We start from the raw sequence: 3184 nt of genomic DNA, 5'->3' as shown, positions 1-3184 counted from the left end.
GAGATCCAAATGTGGGAGGGGGCTTGCCCCGATAGCGGTGTATCAGTCAGCTTGTGTCTAACTGACCCACCGCCATCGGGGGCAAGCCTCCCACATTGTTAACCGTGACCGCTGGGTTATTTGTGTGTACCCAGCCACTCCAGCGCCGTGCGCCAGATGCAAATCCCCAGGAAATACGCCGACATCAACGACCACAACCCAAACGTCCACGGGTTGGTGTTCGGATAATCCACCACCATCAGGAAGCTGCACAGCAACCAGATGGTCGTCACGGCGATATTGATCGGCATGAAGCGCTTGACCCGGAACGGATGCAGGAACTTCATCGGCGTCACGGTCAGCAGCGCCAGGCCGATCACGGTGAGCAGGGTCACCCAGGCGTCCGGCTGGATGATGTACACGCACAAGGCAACCACGTTCCAGGCGGCGGGGAAGCCGACGAAGTAGTTGTCCTTGCTCTTCATGTTGACGTTGCAAAAGCAGAACAGCGACGAGACCAGGATCACCGACACCGTAAACAGGTGGGTAAACTCCGGCAGGTCGATGTAGCGGTAGATAAACAGCGCCGGAATGAACACGTACGTGAGGTAGTCGATCACCAGGTCCAGCACCGAGCCGTCAAAGCTGGGCAGTACCGTGCTGACATTGACCCGGCGCGCCAGGGAACCGTCGACGCCGTCCACCACCAGCGCCAGGCCCAGCCACAGCAGGCAGGCCTTGGGTGAGTTCTCCAGCAGCGCCAGGGTGGCCAGAAAGGCCAGCACCACGCCGGTGGCGGTGAAGCCGTGGGCGCCCCAGGCTTTGATTCTGGCTACATGCAGGGTCGATATCACGGGCGGTTCTCCAAAAGGTCAAACGGGGCAGCCGACAACGTGACGCCGTCGAGTCTGGCCGGGGAATGCAGGTATCGACCGGGAAGGGGGGCATAAGGTTCACCGCCCGGCGTATCACTTAGCGTAGCAAGCGTAGGACGTTTCGGCATCAGCCTTGACGGAACACCAAGGCCTTCAGGCCACTTTGTGCGTCAATATCCGGAAATTCTGCAGGGTTTTCCAGACGTTCCACAAAACGCAGGCCAGGAGCCTCGCGGGTAACGCCGTCGATCAGGAAGTCTTCGCCAAAGGCCGGGTCGTTCATGCAGGCGAGTACCGTGCCCTGCGCCGTGAGTAAGTCCGGCAGGCGACGCAATACGCGCTGGTAGTCCTTGGTCAGCAGGAAGCTGCCTTTCTGGAAGGACGGCGGGTCGATGATCACCAGATCGTAGGGGCCGCTGTTGATGACTTTGGCCCAGGACTTGAACAGGTCGTGGCCCAGGAAGGTCACTTTGCTCAGGTCATGACCATTCAGGCGATGGTTGTCGCGGCCACGGCTGAGGGCGCCACGGGCCATGTCAAGGTTGACCACATGGTCGGCGCCGCCTTCGATGGCAGCTACCGAGAACCCGCAAGTGTAGGCAAACAGATTGAGCACGCGCTGGCCCTTGGCCTGTTCGCGTACCCAGTTGCGGCCGTAGCGCATATCGAGGAACAGCCCGCTATTCTGCTTTTTACCCAGGTCGATCAGGTAACGCAGGCCGCCTTCGGTGATGGTCAATTCGTCGATGGCCTCGCCCACCAGCCATTCGGTGGTGCTTTGCGGCAGGTAGCGGTGTTGCAGGGCGACGGTGTGGGCGTCGAATCCGGCCCAGTCGATCTGCAACAGTTGCGCCTTGAGGGCGTCCAGGTGTTCGGTTTCCTTGAACAAAGCCACCAGCACCACGCCCTGCAGCCAGTCCACCGTCAGTTGCTCCAGACCCGGCCAGCAACGGCCACGGCCGTGGAACAGGCGCCGGGTTTCCGCAGGCGCAGTGGCCAGGGCATTGAGCAGGTGGGCGTGCAGGGTGGCGAGTGCGTCTGGGGTCATCGTTGAGCGTCGGTCGTTGAGCGGGCGGCATTTTAACCACAATTGAGGGGTTAAAAGGCAGCGATCAACGGGGGACCAAATGCCTCGCGGATAAACCCCGGCGCGATATACCGCTCGTAATGCGCCTCGGACAGCAGGAAAAACTCGCGGTCGATCGCATCGCGCAGATCCGCCAGGTGGCGGTCACGAAACTCCGGCAATAACGCCAGCCCATACGCGTCCAGCTTGGAAATCACCCGCGCACCCCGTGCGATCAACTGGTAGGCCCAGCAGTAGGGGGATTGGTGCGGCATAAAGCGGATCTTGCGGTCTTCCAACTGCTGGCGCAGGCGCTGTGGATCAAACACCTCCAGCTTGCTGGCCATCACCTGCACCAGCAATTGCTCAAGGCGCAGCCACACCGCCTGTTTTTCCTCGGCGTTGTAGCCATTCCACTGGATGACTTCATGGTGATATCGCTTGCAGCCGCGGCAGACCAGATCGCCGTAGACGGTGGAGCAGAGGCCGACGCAAGGGGTCTTGATGGTTTGGTTGGGCATAAGAGAGTGTTTGTAAGCCGATGGAGCACCGATAACCAATTTGGGAGGGGGGCTTGCCCCCTCCCACATTTTTGGTCAGTGTTGAATCAATCCCAGCTCAGCGCGCCGCCGGTCTGGTACTCGATCACACGGGTTTCGAAGAAGTTCTTCTCTTTCTTCAAGTCCATGATTTCGCTCATCCACGGGAACGGATTCGTCGTCCCCGGATACTCTTCCTTCAACCCAATCTGCGACAGACGACGGTTAGCGATGAACTTGAGGTAATCCTCCATCATCGCCGCATTCATCCCCAACACACCGCGAGGCATGGTGTCGCGAGCGTATTCGATCTCCAGCTGAGTCCCTTGCAGGATCATCTGGGTCGCTTCTTCCTTCATCTCGGCGTCCCACAAATGTGGGTTTTCGATTTTGATCTGGTTGATCACGTCGATACCGAAGTTCAGGTGCATCGACTCATCGCGCAGGATGTACTGGAACTGCTCGGCCACGCCGGTCATTTTGTTGCGGCGGCCCATGGACAGGATCTGGGTGAAGCCGCAGTAGAAGAAGATGCCTTCCAGGACGCAGTAGTAGGCGACGAGGTTGCGCAGCAGCTCTTTATCCGTCTCGACGGTGCCGGTTTCGAACTTCGGATCGGAGATGGAGCGGGTGTATTTCAGGCCCCAGGCTGCCTTTTTGGCGACCGATGGGATCTCGTGGTACATGTTGAAGATCTCGCCTTCGTCCATGGCCAGCGATTCGAT

The 3184-nt window shown here is 59.4% G+C and carries 4 protein-coding genes; all 4 read right to left on the bottom strand.

What is annotated here, in order from left to right:
* Positions 1-116 precede the first annotated feature (116 nt).
* Complete coding sequence (gene pcsA / locus IQK56_RS19345) at positions 117-833, bottom strand: phosphatidylcholine synthase (protein ID WP_057011044.1); 717 nt, start codon at positions 831-833, stop codon at positions 117-119.
* A 148-nt stretch (positions 834-981) separates the two neighbouring features.
* Entirely contained in the window at positions 982-1902 is a 921-nt protein-coding gene (locus tag IQK56_RS19340; protein ID WP_193864122.1) for a class I SAM-dependent methyltransferase, read from the bottom strand.
* 50 nt (positions 1903-1952) lie between these two features.
* The gene (locus IQK56_RS19335) at positions 1953-2441 is read right to left on the bottom strand and encodes a DUF1289 domain-containing protein (protein ID WP_122308900.1); all 489 of its coding nucleotides are present in this window, start codon (positions 2439-2441) and stop codon (positions 1953-1955) included.
* 86 nt (positions 2442-2527) lie between these two features.
* Positions 2528-3184 (bottom strand): ribonucleotide-diphosphate reductase subunit beta (locus tag IQK56_RS19330; protein WP_193901730.1); only part of this gene is annotated, 657 nt, incomplete at its 5' end.

Source organism: Pseudomonas cyclaminis (assembly GCF_015163715.1).
Classification (GTDB): domain Bacteria; phylum Pseudomonadota; class Gammaproteobacteria; order Pseudomonadales; family Pseudomonadaceae; genus Aquipseudomonas; species Aquipseudomonas cyclaminis.
The sequence above is the reverse complement of the archived record's forward strand: the minus strand, read 5'-3'. Positions and strand labels throughout refer to the sequence as shown.